We start from the raw sequence: 16,548 nt of genomic DNA on the forward strand, positions 1-16,548 counted from the left end.
TGGCCGTTTTTTTGTCAAGCTCATGTTGAAAAGACAAGAAGCGTCAGCCGGACCCGTTCCCCCGCGGGTCGCTGGCAGCAGGATCTCGATGCGGTTCCCTCCAGGGTTGCACATCGGCTCTGAGATCCACCGTCCTGGCCGGTATCCGGGCTGGCGAAGCGGCCTGCCCGCCTTCCCATTCCCGAAGGAACAGTGGCGCATGGACAGACCGCGCGGCGCCCATCTTCTTCGTGAGATGGCAGGCACACGCGACTTTCGCTTACCGTTGCGGGGGCAGCGCAGGTTGGCGCGTCACTTGGGGTGGGCGCTCCCTGCTTCCCGTTTAACTGCAGATGGTGCTGCGAGCACCAGGACGCCGCGAAGTTTAACGGAAAAGGCACACCAAACCCGCCTTCCATGCGGTAAAAAAACCACCCGCCCGTTGTGCCCCCTGCGTCGCCTCCTGTTGCGCATCCGTATGGAGGACAGGCGCTGCGCGCATGATCGGCTAAAATCCCCCCACTCGATTCTGATTGACACCCAATGCTGAACGAACTCGAACAACTTGCCGGCAAAATCGCGCGCGTGCTGCGTCACGCCGATGCGCTAGCCGCCGAGAACCAGCGCCTGCGCGCCGAAGTCGAGCGGCTTCAGGCGGAAGCCGAGGCATCCAAGACCGAGCGCGACGCGATGGTCGCCGATCGCAGCGTGCTCAATGCCAAGATCGAAGAAGCGCAACTGCGCATCCAGTCGATTCTCGACAAGCTGCCCACGGCCACCGACGCCCGCCAGCTTGACCTCCTAGGCCAGGCCGCCGGCGCCCATGACACAACGGCCGCCCCCGCCCCGCATTCGGAGACCTAAGCATGAGCAGCAAGCAAATTGAAGTGAACATCGCCGGGCAGCCGTACAAGTTTGCGGTCTCGGTCGACAATGAAGCCGCCCTGCGTGAAGCTGCCGCCATGGTCGACAACCAGATGACGCGCATCAAGAACGGCTCGAACACCAAGGGCATCGAGCGTGTCGCCGTGATGGCCGCGATCAGCATCGCGTCGGATCTGCTCTCGATGCAGCGCCAGGCCGCGTCCGATTCCGCCCTGCCGATCGACACGATTCGCGCCAAATTGGCCGACCTCAACGCCCGCACCGACGAAGCGCTGCGCCAGTACGGCGAAGTCATTTGACTCAATACAAAACGTGTTTGTAACCGGATCGCATCCGGGCTTGGGTTCGGATGCGAACGGGTGTATAGTGTCTCCCAATGGCTTCCGTCATCTCCCGCAAACCCTTACAACATAAGGCTTTAGCGGCTACAGAGTAGCGAAAAACGGTTGCCCGCGATGAATCTCTCAGACGCATCGCCATGCGCTAGAAAACAGCGTGATGATGCGTCTGACAGTTTCCCTGCCTGGTTCGCCATGGCCATTAATTCCTTGAACCGATAAGCATTGCTTGGTGCGGGATATGCCGTGTGGGCGAGCGCGTCTTCCAGTGCATAGCGTGCGACGAAAGTCGCGGGCTCCCTGTGCCGGTGATGTACCCGAAATGCGGCTTCCGCTGCCACTCTGAACCTCACTTGGGTTCAGGATGCGGGTCTAGCGGCCAAGGTGGGGACCCGACAAAAGGCGGTAGTGCACATGTGCGCTACCGCCTTTTTCTTTGCGCACGCGCGTTGCGCGTTCGGTTGCCGTATCGCCAATGGCAAGGCCACGACGGTGTTGCTATGCTGCGCACACCGTCACTTCCGTGCGCTACCCGCGCCCCACACGATGGCCGCCCAATACTGGTTGATGAAATCCGAGCCCGACGAGGCCAGCATTGACACGCTACACACCGAGGGCACCCTGCCCTGGACTGGCGTACGCAACTATCAGGCGCGCAACTTCATGCGCGACCGCATGCGTATCGGCGATGGCGTGCTGTTCTATCACTCGTCTTGCCCGCAACCGGGCATTGCCGGGTTGGCGCAAGTCTGCTCGACCAGCTACCCGGACCCCACGCAGTTCGACGCCAAGAGCCACTATCACGACCCCGCGTCAAAACCGGAAGCGCCGCGCTGGATGCTCGTCGACGTGAAGTTTGTCAGCAAGTGCGCGCTGATCGATCTGCCGACGCTGCGGGCGCACGAACAACTCGCTGACATGACGGTGCTGCAACGCGGTAACCGCCTGTCGATCACGCCGGTCACGCCTGCGCAGTGGCGCTACATCACCACCAAGTTGATGCACAACCCTGAGTGAATGGCGGGCATCAAGGCGCCAATTGTTGCAAACGTGATGAACGATGCGCGCGGCGATCAGTCAGACGCATCACATTGCTTTTTGGGAGAACACAATGAAATCTGTCCTGGCCGCAACCGTTTTGGGAACTGCAATGATGACGACTGCGTTCGCACAAGCTGCACCTGAGACAAATCATTCGGGCGTGCTGTCGCTGGATGCACAGGCCGTAGCCGAAGTGCCGACCGACACCGTCACGCTCACCCTGAGCGCCGAACAGGAAGGCGCGGACCCGGGCGCGATCTCCACAGCACTGTCGCGCAAGGCTGATGAGGTGATCAATCAGGCCAAGCGTACGTCTGGCGTGCAGGCGGAAACGGGCGGTTTCAACATCTATCCGAACACCGACCGCAACGGCAAGATCAGCGTCTGGCGCGGCCGCGCGGAAGTGCGCATCACGTCGAAGGACTTTGCGGCAGCCTCCAAGCTGGCCGGCCAGCTCGCCAACCAGATGCAGGTGCAGAACGTGAACTTCACGCTCTCGCGTGAGGCACGTACCGCGGCTGAAGCCAAGCTGATCGATCAGGCCGTGAATGCGTTCCGCGACAAGGCACAGGCGACCACCAAGCTGTTTGGCTACACGAGCTACACCATCCGCGACGTGCATGTGAGCGAGGGCAGCAACAACCCGGGCCCGCGTCCGATGATGCGCATGGCGGCCGCTCCGGCTTCGTACGATTCGGCGCCGGTGCCCATCGAGGGCGGCAAGGCGCAGGTGACGGTGACCGTCTCCGGTGCTGTGCAAATGCTGAAGTAAGCGCGCAAGCGGGCGATCACGCCGCCATGAAAAAGCCACCGAAGCCGGTGGCTTTTTCTTTGCGCGGATGCGGCGTCAGGCGTGCGCCCGGGCCTTTGCATCGTTACCGTTGCTGCCCGCACGCCGGTAAGCCCAGACCAACATCGCAATGCCGATCACGATCATCGGCAACGACAGCCACTGCCCCATCGACAGGTTCGCCGCCAGCAGACCGAGGAAGTTGTCCGGCTCGCGCGCAAACTCTGCCGCGAAGCGGAATACGCCATAGCCGAGCAGGAAGGCGCCCGAGACAGCGCCCATCGGGCGCGGCTTGCGCGCGTACAACCACAGCAGAATGAAGAACAACACGCCCTCGCCGAGAAACTGATAGATCTGCGACGGGTGGCGCGGCAGCATGTGGTACTGGTCGAACACGGCTTGCAAGCCGCTGGTGACTGCCTGCTGCGCGTGCGAGAGCAGCCACTCACGATCCTCACCCTGTGCCTGCGGGAACATCATTGCCCACGGCAGATCGGGTGACGACACGCGGCCCCACAGTTCGCCGTTGATGAAGTTGCCCAGGCGCCCCGCGGCCAGCCCGCACGGCACCATCGGCGCAATGAAATCCGTCACCTGCATCCACGAGCGGCCGCGCATGCGCGCATACAACATCATCGCCACGACCACGCCGAGGAAACCGCCATGGAAAGCCATGCCGCCCTCCCACACCTTGAAGATGTCGAGCGGGTGAGCGAAATACCAGTCGGGCTTGTAGAACAGCACGTAACCCAGGCGTCCGCCCAGGATCACGCCCAGCACGCCATAGAACAGCATGTCGTCGAGATCGCGGCCGCTCCAGCCCTCGGCGGCGATGTGCGGCTGGCGCGTGCGCAGGCGGCCGAACCACAGGAACATGATGAACGCAGCCAGATACATCAGGCCGTACCAGCGGATGGCGAGCGGCCCCAGATGCAGGGCGACGGGGTCGAATTGCGGATGGATGAGCATGAATCCTGGGGTTTCAGTTTTGGTTGTCTTGGTGCTGCCTGGCGACGGCTTCGGCGCTGGTTATGAACCATGGCAGAACCGGCGAAGCCGCATCGCGCCGCCACACCAGCCCGGTCTCAATGAGCGGGCTCGGCGCAGCGAGTTCGAGATAGACCACGCCTGTCCGCTGCAGGTTGCATAACGATGCGGGCACCAGCGCGACACCCATCTCGGCGGAGACAAGGCTGACGATGGTCTGCATCTGGATGGCTTCCTGGCCGATACGCCCGGCCACCCCTGGCTCACGGGGTCTGCCGTGCGCGGCATGATAGCCGGTAATGATGTCATACAGCGCGGGCGCGGACCGCCGCGGGAAGATGATGAGCGACTCGGCCGCAGCATCGGCCAGCGCAATCGGCTGGCCCGGTGCAACGCCCCATTGTTCGACGCGCGACGCAGGCACGGCCAGCACCAGGCGCTCATGCACCAGTGGTCGGTATTCCAGCTCGCCCGGCACCGAGCCCACGTGATGCGCAATCACCACGCCGACGTCCACCTCGCCAGCGAGGAGCGCCTCGATCTGCACATCGCTGGTGGCTTCGCGCAACTGGAGCTGCACGTCAGGCCGCGCATCCCGGAAGTGCCGCAGCACGGCGGGCAGGATGCCGTAATCGGCGGTGCTGACGAAGGACAGCGAGAGCGACCCCACCTCCCCGCGCGCCAGCCGCTGTGCGAGCGCCGGCAACGCAGCCGCATCGGCCAACAGGCGCCGCACCTCGACCAGCCAGCGTGCGCCCACCGGCGTGAGCGCCACCGAACGCTGCGTGCGGTGGAATAGCGTCACGCCCAATTCCTCTTCCAACGTGCGAATCTGCTGCGACAAGGGGGGCTGCGTCATCGACAGACGCTCGGCGGCACGGCCGAAATGGAGTTCTTCGGCGACGGTCACGAAATAGCGGAGCTGGCGCAAGTCCATCATTTGGATTGATAGTTTTTTCGACTCAATAATCACTCAATAATATATTTGACGCGTATTCTGTCCAAGCGCATGCTGGGCGCCACGCTGTTTCCTATAACGACATTCCCGCGACATTCCCGCCCCACGGAGACTCCCATGCCAGACAACAAGCGTTCCCAGCACATCACCCAGGGCGTGGCGCGCTCGCCCAACCGCTCGATGTATTACGCGCTGGGCTACACGAAAGACGACTTCAACAACCCGATGATCGGCGTGGCGAACGGCCATTCAACCATCACGCCGTGCAACTCGGGGCTGCAGAAGCTGACCGATGCCGCCGTGGCTGCGGTGAAAGACGCCAAAGCCAACCCGCAGACCTTCGGCACACCCACCATCTCCGACGGCATGTCGATGGGTACCGAGGGCATGAAGTATTCGCTGATCTCGCGCGAGGTGATTGCCGATTGCATCGAGACCTGCGTCAACGGCCAGTGGATGGACGGCGTGGTGGTCATCGGCGGCTGCGACAAGAACATGCCGGGCGGCATGATCGCGTTAGCGCGCACCAACGTGCCGGGCATCTACGTGTACGGCGGCACCATCAAGCCCGGCCACTGGAAAGGCAAGGATCTGACCATCGTGTCGTCATTCGAGGCCGTGGGCGAATTCACCGCCGGCCGCATGAGCGATGAAGACTTCGAGGGCATCGAGAAGAACGCCTGCCCGTCGAGCGGTTCGTGCGGCGGCATGTACACGGCCAACACGATGAGCTCGTCATTCGAGGCGCTGGGCATGTCATTGCTGTACTCGTCGACGATGGCGAACCCGGACCAGGAGAAGGTCAACAGCGCCGCAGAATCGGCCCGCGTATTGGTTGAGGCCGTGCGCCGCGACCTGAAGCCGCGCGACATCATCACGCGCAAGTCGATCGAGAACGCGGTGGCCGTCATCATGGCCACCGGCGGCTCGACCAATGCCGTACTGCATTACCTGGCCATCGCCCACGCAGCCGACGTGGAGTGGACCATCGATGATTTCGAGCGCGTGCGCCAGCGCGTGCCCGTCATCTGCAACCTCAAGCCGTCAGGCCAGTACGTAGCGACCGATCTGCACGAGGCTGGCGGTATCCCGCAGGTGATGAAGCTGCTGCTCAACGCCGGCCTGCTGCACGGGGACTGCATCACCATCACCGGCAAGACACTCGCCGAGGAACTCGCCAACGTGCCCGACCAACCGCGTACGGATCAGAACGTGATCCTGCCGATCGACCGGGCGCTGTACAAGGAAGGCCACCTCGCCATCCTGAAGGGCAATCTGGCTGAAGAAGGCGCGGTGGCGAAGATCACCGGCCTGAAGAACCCGGTCATCACCGGCCCGGCGCGCGTGTTCGACGATGAGCAAAGCGCGATGAACGCCATCCTGAGCGACCAGATCAAGGCCGGTGACATTCTCGTGCTGCGTTATCTCGGGCCCAAGGGCGGCCCCGGCATGCCGGAAATGTTGGCACCCACGTCGGCCATCATCGGCAAGGGGTTGGGCGAGTCGGTCGGTTTCATCACGGATGGGCGCTTCTCGGGCGGCACGTGGGGCATGGTGGTCGGGCACGTGGCGCCCGAAGCGTATGTGGGCGGCACGATTGGGCTGGTGCACGAAGGCGACTCGATCACCATCGACGCGCACCAGCGCCTGCTGCAACTGAACGTGCCGGATGATGAACTTGCCCGCCGCCGCGCCGTCTGGAGGCAACCCGCACCCCGCTATACGCGAGGCGTGCTGGCAAAATTTGCGAAGCTGGCGGCGCCAGCCAGCAAGGGTGCTGTGACGGACTGACTGCGGCCGCCACCAACAAAAAACCCGCCGGATGGCGGGTTTTCTCTGTGCGATCAACGCGGCGGCGGCCTTTGTTGCGCAACAAGCGCATCGTCCAGCGCCGCGCCGAGCCAATCCATCAGGCGTGCTTCCAGCGCGCGCGTGAGGTCCGCCGCCAGTTGTTCGCTCAACAGCGACAGACGCGACTCCATCGCGGCACGGCATTGCGACTCGATCAACGCTGGCCATTCGGATTGAAAACGCCACATCACCTCGCCCATCACGCGCGCGGCGTCGGTGCCGGCGGGCGGCATGGCCGACGTGGGCGCCAGGCCCTGCTCTCGCAAGGCCGGTGGAACATGGACCTGGGGGGCGTCAGGCGCGGGCGGCGTCGCGGCTGGCGTGGCAACGGGAGCAGCATCCTCCAGCTCAACGATCTCCGTCAGGACGGGGATGTTGTTGTCTGCGTGGGATCCAGGATAGCGTCCGTCGCTCATGCGCGCCCCACGTCGTGGTGTTGGATCGGATAACCGCGGTCGCGGTAGAAGCGGAAGCGATCACGCGCTGCAGCGCGATCGGCATCGTCATCGCCAACGATCTCGATCAACCGGGAAAAACGCGCGAACAGCGGCGGCGGCTCAAGCGAGAGGTTGACCAGGATGTCGTGATGCGGAGCGTCATCCAGCGGCTCAGACACATCGGCCAGCAGGATCGGCGTCTGGTCAGCGAGCGGATGACGCAGGCCGCAGTGCGGCAGGAAATCGAGCTGGCTGAAGGTCCACAACTGCGTATCAAACGCTTGCAGCGCAGCTTGATCACCCACCACGATCACCTTGTGGCCCCCGTCGCTGCCCATGTAAGCCTTGCGCACGAGCCGGCAGGCATACGCCAGCTTGCCGGGCACGTTGCTGTGGAAATCGACGCGGGTCATGCGCTGCCTTGCCTCTGATTGATCAACCGCGGTCCATCAGGAAACGCGTCAGCAGCGGCACCGGGCGGCCCGTGGCGCCCTTGGCTGCGCCGCTCTTCCAGGCGGTACCGGCGATGTCGAGGTGGGCCCAGTCGTACTTCTCGGTAAAGCGCGCCAGGAAGCAGGCCGCCGTCACGCTTCCAGCCGGGCGGCCGCCAATGTTACCCATGTCGGCAAAGTTGGACTTGAGCTGTTCCTGGTACTCCTCGTCCAGCGGCATGCGCCAGGCGGTGTCGAGCGATTGCTTGCCCGCCGCCACCAGCGCACCCGCCAGCGCATCGCTGCGGGCGTACATGCCGGTGTTGATGTGGCCGAGCGCGATGATGCAGGCACCGGTGAGCGTTGCCACGTCGATCACCACGGCCGGCTTGAAGCGCTCCACGTAGGTGAGCGCATCGCACAGGATCAGACGGCCTTCGGCGTCGGTATTCAGGATCTCGATGGTCTGGCCCGACATGCTGGTAACCACGTCGCCCGGTTTGGTGGCAACGCCGCTGGGCATGTTTTCGCAGGTCGGCACCACGGCGATGACGTTCTGCTTGAGGCCCATCTCGGCCACAGCACGCAGCGTGCCCAGCACCGAAGCGGCGCCGCACATGTCGTACTTCATCTCGTCCATGCCCTCGCCCGGCTTGAGCGAGATGCCACCCGTATCAAACGTGATGCCCTTGCCAACCAGCACCACCGGTGCCTGCTTGGCCGGGCCGCCTTCGTAGCGCAGCACGATAAATGCTGGCGGCTCGACGCTACCCTTGGTCACGGCGAGGAAGGCGCCCATCTTCAGGGCTTCGATCTGCTTGCGGCCAAGCACTTCGACCTTGAGCTTGAAATCCTTGGCAATCTGGCGCGCGGTGGTGGCCAGATACGTCGGCGTGCAAATGTTCGACGGCAGGTTGCCCAGATCGCGCGTGAGGTCCATGCCGTTGGCGATGGCGTTGCCACGCGTGGCGGCAACGCTGGCGGCCTTGGCGTCCGCTGCCGGCACGGCCAGCACGAGCTTGCGCAAACCGGTGCTGTTCTTGTCGCGCTTGCTCTTGAGCTCTGGATGGCGCTCGATGAAGCGGTAGCTGGCCTCGCGGATGAGCGTGACGGCGGTCAGCACGGCCCAGGCAGTGTCCTTGTCACGGGCGGTGTGCTCGGTGAGCGTCCACGTCACGTTGGCGGCCTTGGTGCCGGCCAGCGTGCGCAGCGCGGTGCGCACGGCTTCCGCATAGGCGCGGTCGGTGAAATCGGCTTCCTTGCCCAGGCCGACCAGCAGCACGCGGGCAGCGCCCACGCCGGCCACCTCATGCAGCAGCAACGACGTGCCACGCTTGCCTTCAAAGTCGCCCAGCTTGACGAGGCGGGCCACCAGGCCCTTGGTGGCCACGTCCAGCGCCTTGGCGGCGCCTGCCAGGGTCTGCGACTCGAACAGACCAATCACGAGGCAATCGCTCTTGGCCGCCAGGGCGCCCGCTTTGGCCCAGTCCAGGGCTTTTGTGCTAAATTCCATCGCGCTTCTCTCTTTGAGGCGAGTCAACGAAAGCCTTCATTATCCGCCATTTTGCGCGGGGCCCCGATGGAATCCACATCGCAACAACGTTGATCCCGACCTCGCCCTCCATCCCGCATCCGCATGATTTTCGAACAAGCCCTGCGACGCGAGCTGTCCTTTACCGCCGGCGCCGTCTTCCTCGTGCTGCTGACGTTCATGCTGACCACCCTGGTGATCCGCATTCTAGGCATGGCCGCCAACGGTGAGGCCAACCCGAACGACGTCCTGCTCCTCATTGGCCTGGCCACGCTGGGTTATCTGGCGATTCTGCTGTGCGCCACGCTCTTTATCTCGGTGCTGCTGGTGCTCACGCGCTGGTACAAGGATTCCGAGATGGTGGTGTGGTTCACCGCGGGCATCAGCCTGACGGATTTCATCCGCCCAGTGCTGCGCTTCTCGCTGCCGCTCATCGTGCTGGTGGCGCTGCTGGCGCTGTTTGGCTGGCCGTGGGCCAACCAGCAGAGTGCGCTGTTCCGTGACCGGTTCGAGCAGCGCGACGTGCTGTCGATGATCTCCGCCGGCCGCTTTATCGAGCCCGCGCACGGCAACTACGTGCTCTTCATTGAAGGCGTCGATAACGGCATGAAACATGCCCGCAACCTGTTCGTCGCCAATGCCGAGCAGGACAAGATCGGCGTGGCGATAGCCAAGACCGGCGAGTTCAAGACCATGCCCGACGGCGACCGCTTCGTCGTGCTCGACAAGGGCCGCCGCTATGAAGGCACACCCGGCAAGCTCGACTACCGTATCGTCGAATTCGACAAGTACGGCGTGAAGGTCGCCAACAAACCACCGCAGGCTGATGCCAACCTGCCCACCAAGAGCCGCTCCACCAAAGACCTGCTCGCCAACCCGACGCCCGAGAATCTGGGCGAGCTGGTCTGGCGCATCGGCTTGCCGCTGCTGGCGCTGAACTTCGTGCTGATTGCCATTCCGCTGGCCTACGTCAACCCGCGCCTGGGCCGCTACACGCCGATGATCTTCGCGGTGCTGATCTACCTGACGTATTCGAACCTGCTGAACCTGTCACAGGCGTGGGTCTCGCAAGGCAAGATGAACGTATTCATGGGCTGGTGGCCGATCCACCTTGCCGCCTTCATCTGCGCGGTGCTGCTGTTCCGCTTCCGCCATTACAGCGCGGCCGGCTTGAAGGGGATTTCCGCCCTGCTCGGATTTGCACCCAAGAAGGCGGGCGCATGATGAAGATGCCGGTCTACGAGAAGTACTTCGCGCGCCAGATTTACGGCGTGTTCGTCTTCATCCTGTTTGCGGTGCTGGCGCTGTTCATCTTCTTTGACATGCTGGGCGAATTGGGCTCGGTGGTGGGGCGCTACACCACGCTCGTCGCATTCTTCCACGTGATGCTGCAGGCGCCAACGCGCGTGTATGAAGTGATTCCGGTGGCGGCGCTCATCAGCGCCATCTATGTGTTCTCACAGATGGCGAGCCAGTCGGAATTCACGATCTTTCGCGTGGCGGGGCTCGATACGCGGCGCGCGCTGATGTCGCTGTTCAAGATCGCGCTGCCGCTGGCGCTTGTCACATACATCTTTGGTGAATTCATCGGGCCGAAGGCGGAGGAGTACGCACAAAAGGTTCGGCTGGAGGCGTTGGGCGCAACGGTGTCCGCGGGCTTCCGCTCGGGCGTATGGGTTAAGGATCGCGGCTCCGCCAAGCCGGACGGCACGGGCGGCGAAGTCACGCGCTTCGTCAACGTGGGCGCGCTGCAGCCCGATCAGTCCATCAAGGGCCTGCGCATCTACGAATTCGATTCGGACTACCGCCTGAACTCCATCCGCGTGGCAGAACAGGCGCGCTATCAGGGCCACCAGAACTGGCAACTGAACGGCGTGACGGAGACGCGCTTCATTGAACTCCCCCACAAGCCCGGCACTGTGACACCGCAGAACACCGTGCAAGCCGTGGCCGGCGCGCCCGATGCGCTGGCGCCCGACTTCCGCGGCGAGCAGACCAGACTGCCGCAGCAAGAGATGCGCTCCGAACTCACGCCGCAGATTCTGTCGGTGCTGATGGTCACACCCGACCGCATGGCCACGCTGGATCTGTTCCAGTACATCCGCCATCTGCGCGACAACAAGCAAGAAACGCAGCGCTACGAAATCGCGCTGTGGAAGAAAGTCGTCTATCCGTTCACCGTGCTGGTAATGATGGCGCTGGCGCTGCCCTTTGCTTATCTGCATGCGCGTGCGGGTGCGGTCGGCCTGAAGGTGTTCGGCGGCATCATGCTGGGGCTGTCGTTCCAGTTGGTGAACAACCTGTTCTCGCACGTTGGCCTGCTGAACACCTGGCCAGCGATCTTCACGGCGATCGTGCCCGGCGCCCTGTACCTCGCACTTGCGCTCGTGTCGCTGCGCTGGGTGGAGCGTCACTGATGGCCGCGCGCGCGCTCATCCTGTTTGCACACGGCGCGCGCGATGCCCGCTGGCGTGAGCCGTTCGACCGCCTGCGCGAGCGTTTGGCCGCGCAACAGCCCGACGTCGACACGCGCCTCGCCTTTCTCGAATTGATGACGCCTGACCTGCCCGGCACCATCGACGACCTGGCCGCAAACGGCACGCAGAGCGTCACCATCGTGCCGGTGTTCTTCGGCCAGGGCGGCCACTTGCGGCGCGATCTGCCTGCGCTGGTCACGCAATGCGCGCAGGCCCATCCCACCCTCTCCATCCGCTGCGCTGACGCCGTTGGTGAAGACGACGCCGTACTCGACGCCATTGCGGGTTACTGCGCTCGCCAACTCGGCTGAGCCAGAGGTCTCCTTACTGCGGTTCCGCCACGCGCGCGAAGCGTGTATGCACGTTGTTCTCGACGTGAAAGCCGTGCGTGTCGAACTCCACCAGTTCCAGCGTCAACCCCAGGTAACGGCCGGCAAACACGTCGGCCAGGTGCGCGCGCATTGCGGCAAACAGTTCTGCGCAGATCGGCCCGGTCACGGTCTTGCACCGGCCCGCCCTGATGCGCAAGGCCACGTGGATGAAGGCGTCGTCTTCCACGCCATCGGCCATGCGGTACTGGTCGAGGCGCTGGGCACGCGTGCGGATGCCACCAATGGGAAACACATCTGCGTGGCCGATCAGCACATCGTTGAGCACACGCATCAGCTCAGGAATGCGCGCATCGGCTTCGACATTGGCGGTGTACTCGATGATGATGTGCGGCATGGCACAGATCTCTCCCCGGAGAATGGAACACACCAAAGCATCTCATGCCCGGCAGCGTTGTCGCTGCACCGGGCGGTTTGGATTGCTGAACAGGGGAGGTGAGAAAGCGCTGGCGCCTTGAGTGCGGCTCAGGCGGCCAGGCTGTAGGGATGCGCGCCCAGCGCGCGTTCGGGCACTGCCGCAGTGGCCCGCACGGCAAACGCGTCGCCAATCATCAGCAGGCTCGGGTGCTCGGGGTTGATCCACTCCCCAGCGGCACCATCGGCCATCTGCTGCAACGTGAAGCACGCCGAGCGCTGCTCGGGCGTGGTGGCGGCTTCAACTACCCAGGCGGGCGTCGACGGTGCACGACCACGGGCGATCAGGTCAGCCGCAATGGATGCCGCCTGATCACGGCCCATGTAGTAGACGAGCGAATCGGCTTGCGCTGCGGGCCCGGGCGTTACGCCTTCGGGCTGCGGCGTGTCCGGGTCGGCAGCCTTGGCTTGCGTGACGAAGGCAACGCTGCGGGCGACGCCGCGCTTGGTCAACGGCTGACGAATCGCCGATGCGGCCGCGAGCGCTGCCGTAATGCCCGGCACGACTTCGTAGTCGATACCGGCATGCTCCAGCGCCTGCAGTTCCTCATCAGCGCGACCGAACAGCATCGGGTCGCCGCCCTTGAGGCGCACGACGCGCTGGTACTTGGTGGCCAGATCAACGAGCTGGCGGTTAATAAAGCGCTGCGCGGTCGAGCGCTTGCCGCAGCGCTTGCCAACGGCGATCAGCACCGCCTGCGGGCAGTATTGGAAGACCTCGGGCGAGACCAGTGCGTCGTGCAGCACAACCTCGGCTTCGCCCAACAATCGTGCACCGCGCACCGTGATGAGATCGGCGGCGCCAGGGCCCGCACCAATCAGGCTCACGTGACCGAGTGTTTTGGGGGTCTTCGCTTCCATTTGCAGCTTCCTTTGCCTTTTCCTTCGCCTTTTCCTTTGCAGGGCGCCGCCTTACCGCGCCCCTTTCACTTTAGGAAAATGCACGGATCATGCCAGCAGCCACCGTATGGTGCGTCGATTCGTCCACCAGGATGAACGCGCCCGTGGCCGGATTATCGCCATAGGCATCGCACACAATCGGCTTTTGCAGGCTGATGTGGACCGTACCGATGTCGTTCAGCGCGATCTGCTTGCGGCCGGTCTCGTGCGACAGCGTGTGCACATCCAGCACGCGCTCGACTTCCGCCACGCGTGCGAACACGGTGGCGGTGGTGTGCTTGAGCACGTACTTGCGCGCCGGGTTCAGCGCGTGTTCATCGAACCAGCACAGGTCTGCATGCAGCTTTTTGGCGGCGTTGGCGGCGGCAGTCGCTTCAGTCGATACGGCGACGATGGTGTCGCCGCGCGAGATGTCCACGTCGTCGGCCAGACGCACGGTGACGGTCTCGCCGGGGCCGGCGGAATCGGCGGCGCCGTTGGGCGTCAGCACTTCGGCCACGGTGGTTTCGCGGTTGGCGGGCAGCACGCGCACGGCCTGGCCGACGCGCACGGTGCCGGCTTCCACGCGGCCCATGTAGCCGCGGAAGTCATCGGCCTGCGAGCCATCCTGGCGCGCCACGAGCTGCACCGGGAAACGCAGCGCGTCATCGCCCGCCGGGGCCGTGTCTTCCACCTTCAGGTCTTCGAGCAGCGCCAGCAGCGGCTCGCCCTGATACCACGGCATGGTTTCGGATACGTGCACGATGTTGTCGCCGCGCAGGGCGGACACCGGCACGTAGCGCACGTCACGCAGGCCCAGTTGCGCAGCCAGTGCGTCGTAGGCGGTGCGAATTTCGTTGAAGCGCGCTTCGCTGTAGTCGACCAGGTCCATCTTGTTGACGGCCACGATCACGTGCTGCAGCTCCAGCAGCTTGACGATGGCCGAGTGGCGTTTGGTCTGGGCCAGCAGTTCGGCCTTGCCGTCGACGGTCGTCACGCGTGTGACGTCAATCAGGATGATGGCGGCGTGCGCGGTCGAAGCGCCCGTCACCATGTTGCGCGTGTACTGCTCGTGGCCCGGCGTGTCGGCAATGATGAACTTGCGGCGCGCGGTCGAGAAATAGCGATACGCCACATCAATCGTGATGCCTTGTTCGCGCTCGGCTTCCAGGCCGTCAGTCAGCAACGAGAAGTCGATCTGCTCGCCAGCGGTGCGCTTGTTCTTGGCGCGCGTAAGCGCTTGGAGCTGGTCGGTCAACACGGCCTTGCTGTCATACAGCAGGCGGCCGATTAGCGTGCTCTTGCCGTCGTCGACAGAACCGGCGGTGATGAAGCGCAGCAGCCCTTGGTGCGATGCTTGATTCGTCATGATCAGAAATACCCTTCCTTCTTGCGCTTTTCCATCGAGGCTTCGCTCGTCTGGTCGTCCATGCGCGTGGCGCCGCGTTCGGTGATTTCGGTGATGGCCGTCTCGGCGATGATCTCGGCCGGCGTGGCGGCGGTGCTCGCCACCGGGCACGTGCAACTGATGTCGCCCACGGTGCGGAAGCGCACCGACAGGACTTCGCTCACGTCGCCATCGGCCTTGGGCGTGATCGGCGTGACCGGCACCAGCAGGCCGTTCTTGCGCACAACTTCACGCTCGTGCGCGTAGTAGATCGGCGGCAGCGCGAGGTTTTCGCGGGCGATGTACTGCCACACGTCCAGCTCCGTCCAGTTGGAGATCGGGAACACGCGCATCTGCTCGCCCTGCGACATGCGGGCGTTGTACAGGCTCCAGAGTTCCGGGCGCTGGGCCTTCGGATCCCACTGGCCGAACTCGTCGCGGAACGAGAAGATGCGCTCCTTCGCGCGGGCCTTCTCTTCGTCGCGACGGGCACCGCCCACCAAGGCGTCAAAGCCGTGCGATTCGATGGTTTCCAGCAGCGTGACGGCCTGCGCGGCGTTGCGCGAATCGGTCTCTTTACGCAGGCGCACCGTGCCGCGCTTGATGGAGTCTTCCACATGACCGACCACCAGGCGCGCACCCAGCGCAGCAACTTGCTGGTCGCGGAAAGTGATCACTTCCGGGTAGTTGTGGCCCGTGTCGATGTGCACCAGCGGGAACGGCAGTTCGATCTTGCGATCGCCCAGGCGGAACGCCTTGAGCGCCAGGTGCAGCATGACGATCGAATCCTTGCCGCCGGAAAACAGCAGCGCCGGGTTGCGGCACTCGGCCACCACCTCGCGGATGATGTAGATCGACTCGGCTTCCAGCCAGTCGAGGTGCTCGTTCTGCACGGGCGTCAGTGCCGTGCCGGGGATCTCGCTCATCACTCCCATCTTCCTTTCCTTAGCTCTTTTGCGACACGTTCGTCGCCGAATTTGTCACCGCGCTTGCCACCGCATTCGCCGCATGCAGGCCGCATTCCTTGCTGTCGCGCGATTCCCACCACCAGCGGCCGGCGCGCACGTCTTCGCCGGCGCGCACCGCGCGCGTGCAGGGCTCGCAGCCGATGCTGGGGTAGCCCTTGTCGTGCAGCGCGTTGGTGGGCACGTTGTGCTGTTCGAGGTAGGCCCAGACTTCGGGCTCGGACCAGTCGAACAGCGGGTTGTACTTGGCAATGCCGCGCGCGTCGTCATCTTCGGCAAACGGCAGGTCGGCACGGGTGACGGCCTGTTCGCGGCGCTGGCCCGTGAGCCACGCGTCGGCGTCTTTCAGCGCGCGGTTCAGCGGCACCACCTTGCGGATGTTGCAGCACGCCTTGCGCAGCTCGATGCTGTCGTAGAACGCGTTCAGGCCGTGGTCGCGCACATAGGCTTCCACTGCCCGTGCGTCCGGCGCGTATTGCTCGATCGCGTAGCCGTAGTGTGCGCGGATGCGATCGAGCATCGCCAGCGTTTCAGCGTGCAGGCGGCCGGTCTGCAGCGTGAAGATCGGCAGATGCGCGCGCACGGCTTCGGGGCTGCGCAGGATGGCGTCGGTCACGACCATGTCTTCGGCAGCCAGGCTGGTGGCGAACTTCGCCACGCCATGCTTGGCGGCAATCGCGGCCAGGCGCTCGAACAGCGCGGCTTCCTTGGCGGCCAGTGCTTCGGCGGTGCCGGTGTAGGCCGGGCGTGTCCACAGCACCGGGCGCCCGATCATGGACACCGGCACTTCCGACACGGCAGCGTCTTGC

Annotated in this window: 18 protein-coding genes and 1 riboswitch; of the genes, 8 read left to right on the plus strand and 10 right to left on the minus strand. The window is 64.1% G+C overall.

The window, feature by feature from the left end:
- Positions 1 to 118: 118 nt before the first annotated feature.
- Positions 119 to 367, minus strand: a riboswitch (cobalamin riboswitch).
- 155 nt (positions 368 to 522) lie between these two features.
- The 4 genes from PSUB009319_RS07395 to PSUB009319_RS07410 all read left to right on the plus strand — a co-directional run bounded on the left by PSUB009319_RS07395 (position 523) and on the right by PSUB009319_RS07410 (position 3,015).
- Positions 523 to 843 carry a hypothetical protein gene (locus PSUB009319_RS07395; RefSeq protein ID WP_124381583.1) on the plus strand — a complete coding sequence of 107 codons (321 nt, stop codon included), beginning with the start codon at positions 523 to 525 and terminating at the stop codon, positions 841 to 843.
- Positions 844 to 845: 2 nt separating this feature from the next.
- Positions 846 to 1,163: a cell division protein ZapA gene (locus tag PSUB009319_RS07400; RefSeq protein ID WP_092972874.1), complete on the plus strand. Its 318-nt coding sequence runs from the start codon at positions 846 to 848 to the stop codon at positions 1,161 to 1,163.
- A gap of 585 nt (positions 1,164 to 1,748) precedes the next feature.
- Positions 1,749 to 2,219: an EVE domain-containing protein gene (locus PSUB009319_RS07405; protein ID WP_124381681.1), complete on the plus strand. Its 471-nt coding sequence runs from the start codon at positions 1,749 to 1,751 to the stop codon at positions 2,217 to 2,219.
- Between the two features lie 94 nt (positions 2,220 to 2,313).
- Positions 2,314 to 3,015, plus strand: a complete 702-nt coding sequence (locus PSUB009319_RS07410) for an SIMPL domain-containing protein (RefSeq protein ID WP_124381584.1) — start codon at positions 2,314 to 2,316, stop codon at positions 3,013 to 3,015.
- A 75-nt stretch (positions 3,016 to 3,090) separates the two neighbouring features.
- Here PSUB009319_RS07410 and lgt read toward each other — a convergent pair whose 3' ends face one another.
- The gene (gene lgt, locus PSUB009319_RS07415; RefSeq protein WP_124381585.1) at positions 3,091 to 4,002 is read right to left on the minus strand and encodes a prolipoprotein diacylglyceryl transferase; all 912 of its coding nucleotides are present in this window, start codon (positions 4,000 to 4,002) and stop codon (positions 3,091 to 3,093) included.
- 13 nt (positions 4,003 to 4,015) lie between these two features.
- Positions 4,016 to 4,957, minus strand: coding sequence for a LysR family transcriptional regulator (locus PSUB009319_RS07420; RefSeq protein WP_124381682.1), 942 nt, complete (start codon positions 4,955 to 4,957; stop codon positions 4,016 to 4,018).
- A 138-nt stretch (positions 4,958 to 5,095) separates the two neighbouring features.
- Here PSUB009319_RS07420 and ilvD point away from each other — a divergent pair, with 138 nt between their 5' ends.
- A complete protein-coding gene (gene ilvD, locus PSUB009319_RS07425) occupies positions 5,096 to 6,769 on the plus strand; it encodes a dihydroxy-acid dehydratase (RefSeq protein WP_124381586.1) in 1,674 nt (557 codons plus the stop codon).
- A gap of 53 nt (positions 6,770 to 6,822) precedes the next feature.
- Here the strand turns inward: ilvD and PSUB009319_RS07430 are convergent, their stop codons facing one another.
- Genes PSUB009319_RS07430 through PSUB009319_RS07440 form a run of 3 tightly spaced genes read right to left on the minus strand, consistent with a single transcriptional unit; the run spans position 6,823 to position 9,210 of the window.
- Positions 6,823 to 7,245: a DUF2486 family protein gene (locus PSUB009319_RS07430; RefSeq protein ID WP_124381587.1), complete on the minus strand. Its 423-nt coding sequence runs from the start codon at positions 7,243 to 7,245 to the stop codon at positions 6,823 to 6,825.
- Entirely contained in the window at positions 7,242 to 7,679 is a 438-nt protein-coding gene (locus PSUB009319_RS07435; protein ID WP_124381588.1) for a DNA polymerase III subunit chi, read from the minus strand. Before PSUB009319_RS07435 ends, PSUB009319_RS07430 begins: the two co-directional genes overlap by 4 nt.
- A gap of 22 nt (positions 7,680 to 7,701) precedes the next feature.
- Positions 7,702 to 9,210, minus strand: coding sequence for a leucyl aminopeptidase (locus tag PSUB009319_RS07440; protein WP_124381589.1), 1,509 nt, complete (start codon positions 9,208 to 9,210; stop codon positions 7,702 to 7,704).
- A 123-nt stretch (positions 9,211 to 9,333) separates the two neighbouring features.
- Here PSUB009319_RS07440 and lptF point away from each other — a divergent pair, with 123 nt between their 5' ends.
- From lptF to PSUB009319_RS07455, 3 genes are read left to right on the plus strand one after another with little or no spacing between them, the layout of a single operon-like run.
- Entirely contained in the window at positions 9,334 to 10,452 is a 1,119-nt protein-coding gene (gene lptF, locus PSUB009319_RS07445; protein WP_124381590.1) for an LPS export ABC transporter permease LptF, read from the plus strand.
- On the plus strand, positions 10,452 to 11,645 hold the full coding sequence (lptG, locus tag PSUB009319_RS07450) for an LPS export ABC transporter permease LptG (RefSeq protein WP_124381683.1): 1,194 nt from the start codon (positions 10,452 to 10,454) through the stop codon (positions 11,643 to 11,645). Before lptF ends, lptG begins: the two co-directional genes overlap by 1 nt.
- Positions 11,645 to 12,016, plus strand: coding sequence for a sirohydrochlorin chelatase (locus PSUB009319_RS07455; protein WP_124381591.1), 372 nt, complete (start codon positions 11,645 to 11,647; stop codon positions 12,014 to 12,016). The genes lptG and PSUB009319_RS07455 overlap by 1 nt, the downstream gene beginning before the upstream one ends.
- Before the next feature lie 13 nt (positions 12,017 to 12,029).
- Here the strand turns inward: PSUB009319_RS07455 and PSUB009319_RS07460 are convergent, their stop codons facing one another.
- The 5 genes from PSUB009319_RS07460 to PSUB009319_RS07480 all read right to left on the minus strand — a co-directional run bounded on the left by PSUB009319_RS07460 (position 12,030) and on the right by PSUB009319_RS07480 (position 16,514).
- Positions 12,030 to 12,431, minus strand: a complete 402-nt coding sequence (locus PSUB009319_RS07460; protein ID WP_124381592.1) for a 5-carboxymethyl-2-hydroxymuconate Delta-isomerase — start codon at positions 12,429 to 12,431, stop codon at positions 12,030 to 12,032.
- Between the two features lie 128 nt (positions 12,432 to 12,559).
- A complete protein-coding gene (gene cobA / locus PSUB009319_RS07465; protein WP_124381593.1) occupies positions 12,560 to 13,369 on the minus strand; it encodes a uroporphyrinogen-III C-methyltransferase in 810 nt (269 codons plus the stop codon).
- 70 nt (positions 13,370 to 13,439) lie between these two features.
- The gene (locus PSUB009319_RS07470; protein ID WP_124381594.1) at positions 13,440 to 14,756 is read right to left on the minus strand and encodes a sulfate adenylyltransferase subunit 1; all 1,317 of its coding nucleotides are present in this window, start codon (positions 14,754 to 14,756) and stop codon (positions 13,440 to 13,442) included.
- A 2-nt stretch (positions 14,757 to 14,758) separates the two neighbouring features.
- Positions 14,759 to 15,709 carry a sulfate adenylyltransferase subunit CysD gene (gene cysD / locus PSUB009319_RS07475; RefSeq protein ID WP_124381595.1) on the minus strand — a complete coding sequence of 317 codons (951 nt, stop codon included), beginning with the start codon at positions 15,707 to 15,709 and terminating at the stop codon, positions 14,759 to 14,761.
- Between the two features lie 10 nt (positions 15,710 to 15,719).
- Complete coding sequence (locus PSUB009319_RS07480; RefSeq protein ID WP_124381684.1) at positions 15,720 to 16,514, minus strand: phosphoadenylyl-sulfate reductase; 795 nt, start codon at positions 16,512 to 16,514, stop codon at positions 15,720 to 15,722.
- Positions 16,515 to 16,548 lie beyond the last annotated feature (34 nt).

It is taken from the genome of Ralstonia sp. SET104, assembly GCF_003851545.1.
Lineage (GTDB): Bacteria > Pseudomonadota > Gammaproteobacteria > Burkholderiales > Burkholderiaceae > Ralstonia.

Bases quoted from the DNA above. Each gene is read 5' to 3' on its own strand.
- PSUB009319_RS07395 (WP_124381583.1), top strand. From the start codon at position 523: ATGCTGAACGAACTCGAACAACTTGCCGGCAAAATCGCGCGCGTGCTG.
- PSUB009319_RS07400 (WP_092972874.1), top strand. From the start codon at position 846: ATGAGCAGCAAGCAAATTGAAGTGAACATCGCCGGGCAGCCGTACAAG.
- PSUB009319_RS07405 (WP_124381681.1), top strand. From the start codon at position 1,749: ATGGCCGCCCAATACTGGTTGATGAAATCCGAGCCCGACGAGGCCAGC.
- PSUB009319_RS07410 (WP_124381584.1), top strand. From the start codon at position 2,314: ATGAAATCTGTCCTGGCCGCAACCGTTTTGGGAACTGCAATGATGACG.
- lgt (WP_124381585.1), bottom strand. From the start codon at position 4,002: ATGCTCATCCATCCGCAATTCGACCCCGTCGCCCTGCATCTGGGGCCG.
- PSUB009319_RS07420 (WP_124381682.1), bottom strand. From the start codon at position 4,957: ATGGACTTGCGCCAGCTCCGCTATTTCGTGACCGTCGCCGAAGAACTC.
- ilvD (WP_124381586.1), top strand. From the start codon at position 5,096: ATGCCAGACAACAAGCGTTCCCAGCACATCACCCAGGGCGTGGCGCGC.
- PSUB009319_RS07430 (WP_124381587.1), bottom strand. From the start codon at position 7,245: ATGAGCGACGGACGCTATCCTGGATCCCACGCAGACAACAACATCCCC.
- PSUB009319_RS07435 (WP_124381588.1), bottom strand. From the start codon at position 7,679: ATGACCCGCGTCGATTTCCACAGCAACGTGCCCGGCAAGCTGGCGTAT.
- PSUB009319_RS07440 (WP_124381589.1), bottom strand. From the start codon at position 9,210: ATGGAATTTAGCACAAAAGCCCTGGACTGGGCCAAAGCGGGCGCCCTG.
- lptF (WP_124381590.1), top strand. From the start codon at position 9,334: ATGATTTTCGAACAAGCCCTGCGACGCGAGCTGTCCTTTACCGCCGGC.
- lptG (WP_124381683.1), top strand. From the start codon at position 10,452: ATGAAGATGCCGGTCTACGAGAAGTACTTCGCGCGCCAGATTTACGGC.
- PSUB009319_RS07455 (WP_124381591.1), top strand. From the start codon at position 11,645: ATGGCCGCGCGCGCGCTCATCCTGTTTGCACACGGCGCGCGCGATGCC.
- PSUB009319_RS07460 (WP_124381592.1), bottom strand. From the start codon at position 12,431: ATGCCGCACATCATCATCGAGTACACCGCCAATGTCGAAGCCGATGCG.
- cobA (WP_124381593.1), bottom strand. From the start codon at position 13,369: ATGGAAGCGAAGACCCCCAAAACACTCGGTCACGTGAGCCTGATTGGT.
- PSUB009319_RS07470 (WP_124381594.1), bottom strand. From the start codon at position 14,756: ATGACGAATCAAGCATCGCACCAAGGGCTGCTGCGCTTCATCACCGCC.
- cysD (WP_124381595.1), bottom strand. From the start codon at position 15,709: ATGGGAGTGATGAGCGAGATCCCCGGCACGGCACTGACGCCCGTGCAG.
- PSUB009319_RS07480 (WP_124381684.1), bottom strand. From the start codon at position 16,514: ATGATCGGGCGCCCGGTGCTGTGGACACGCCCGGCCTACACCGGCACC.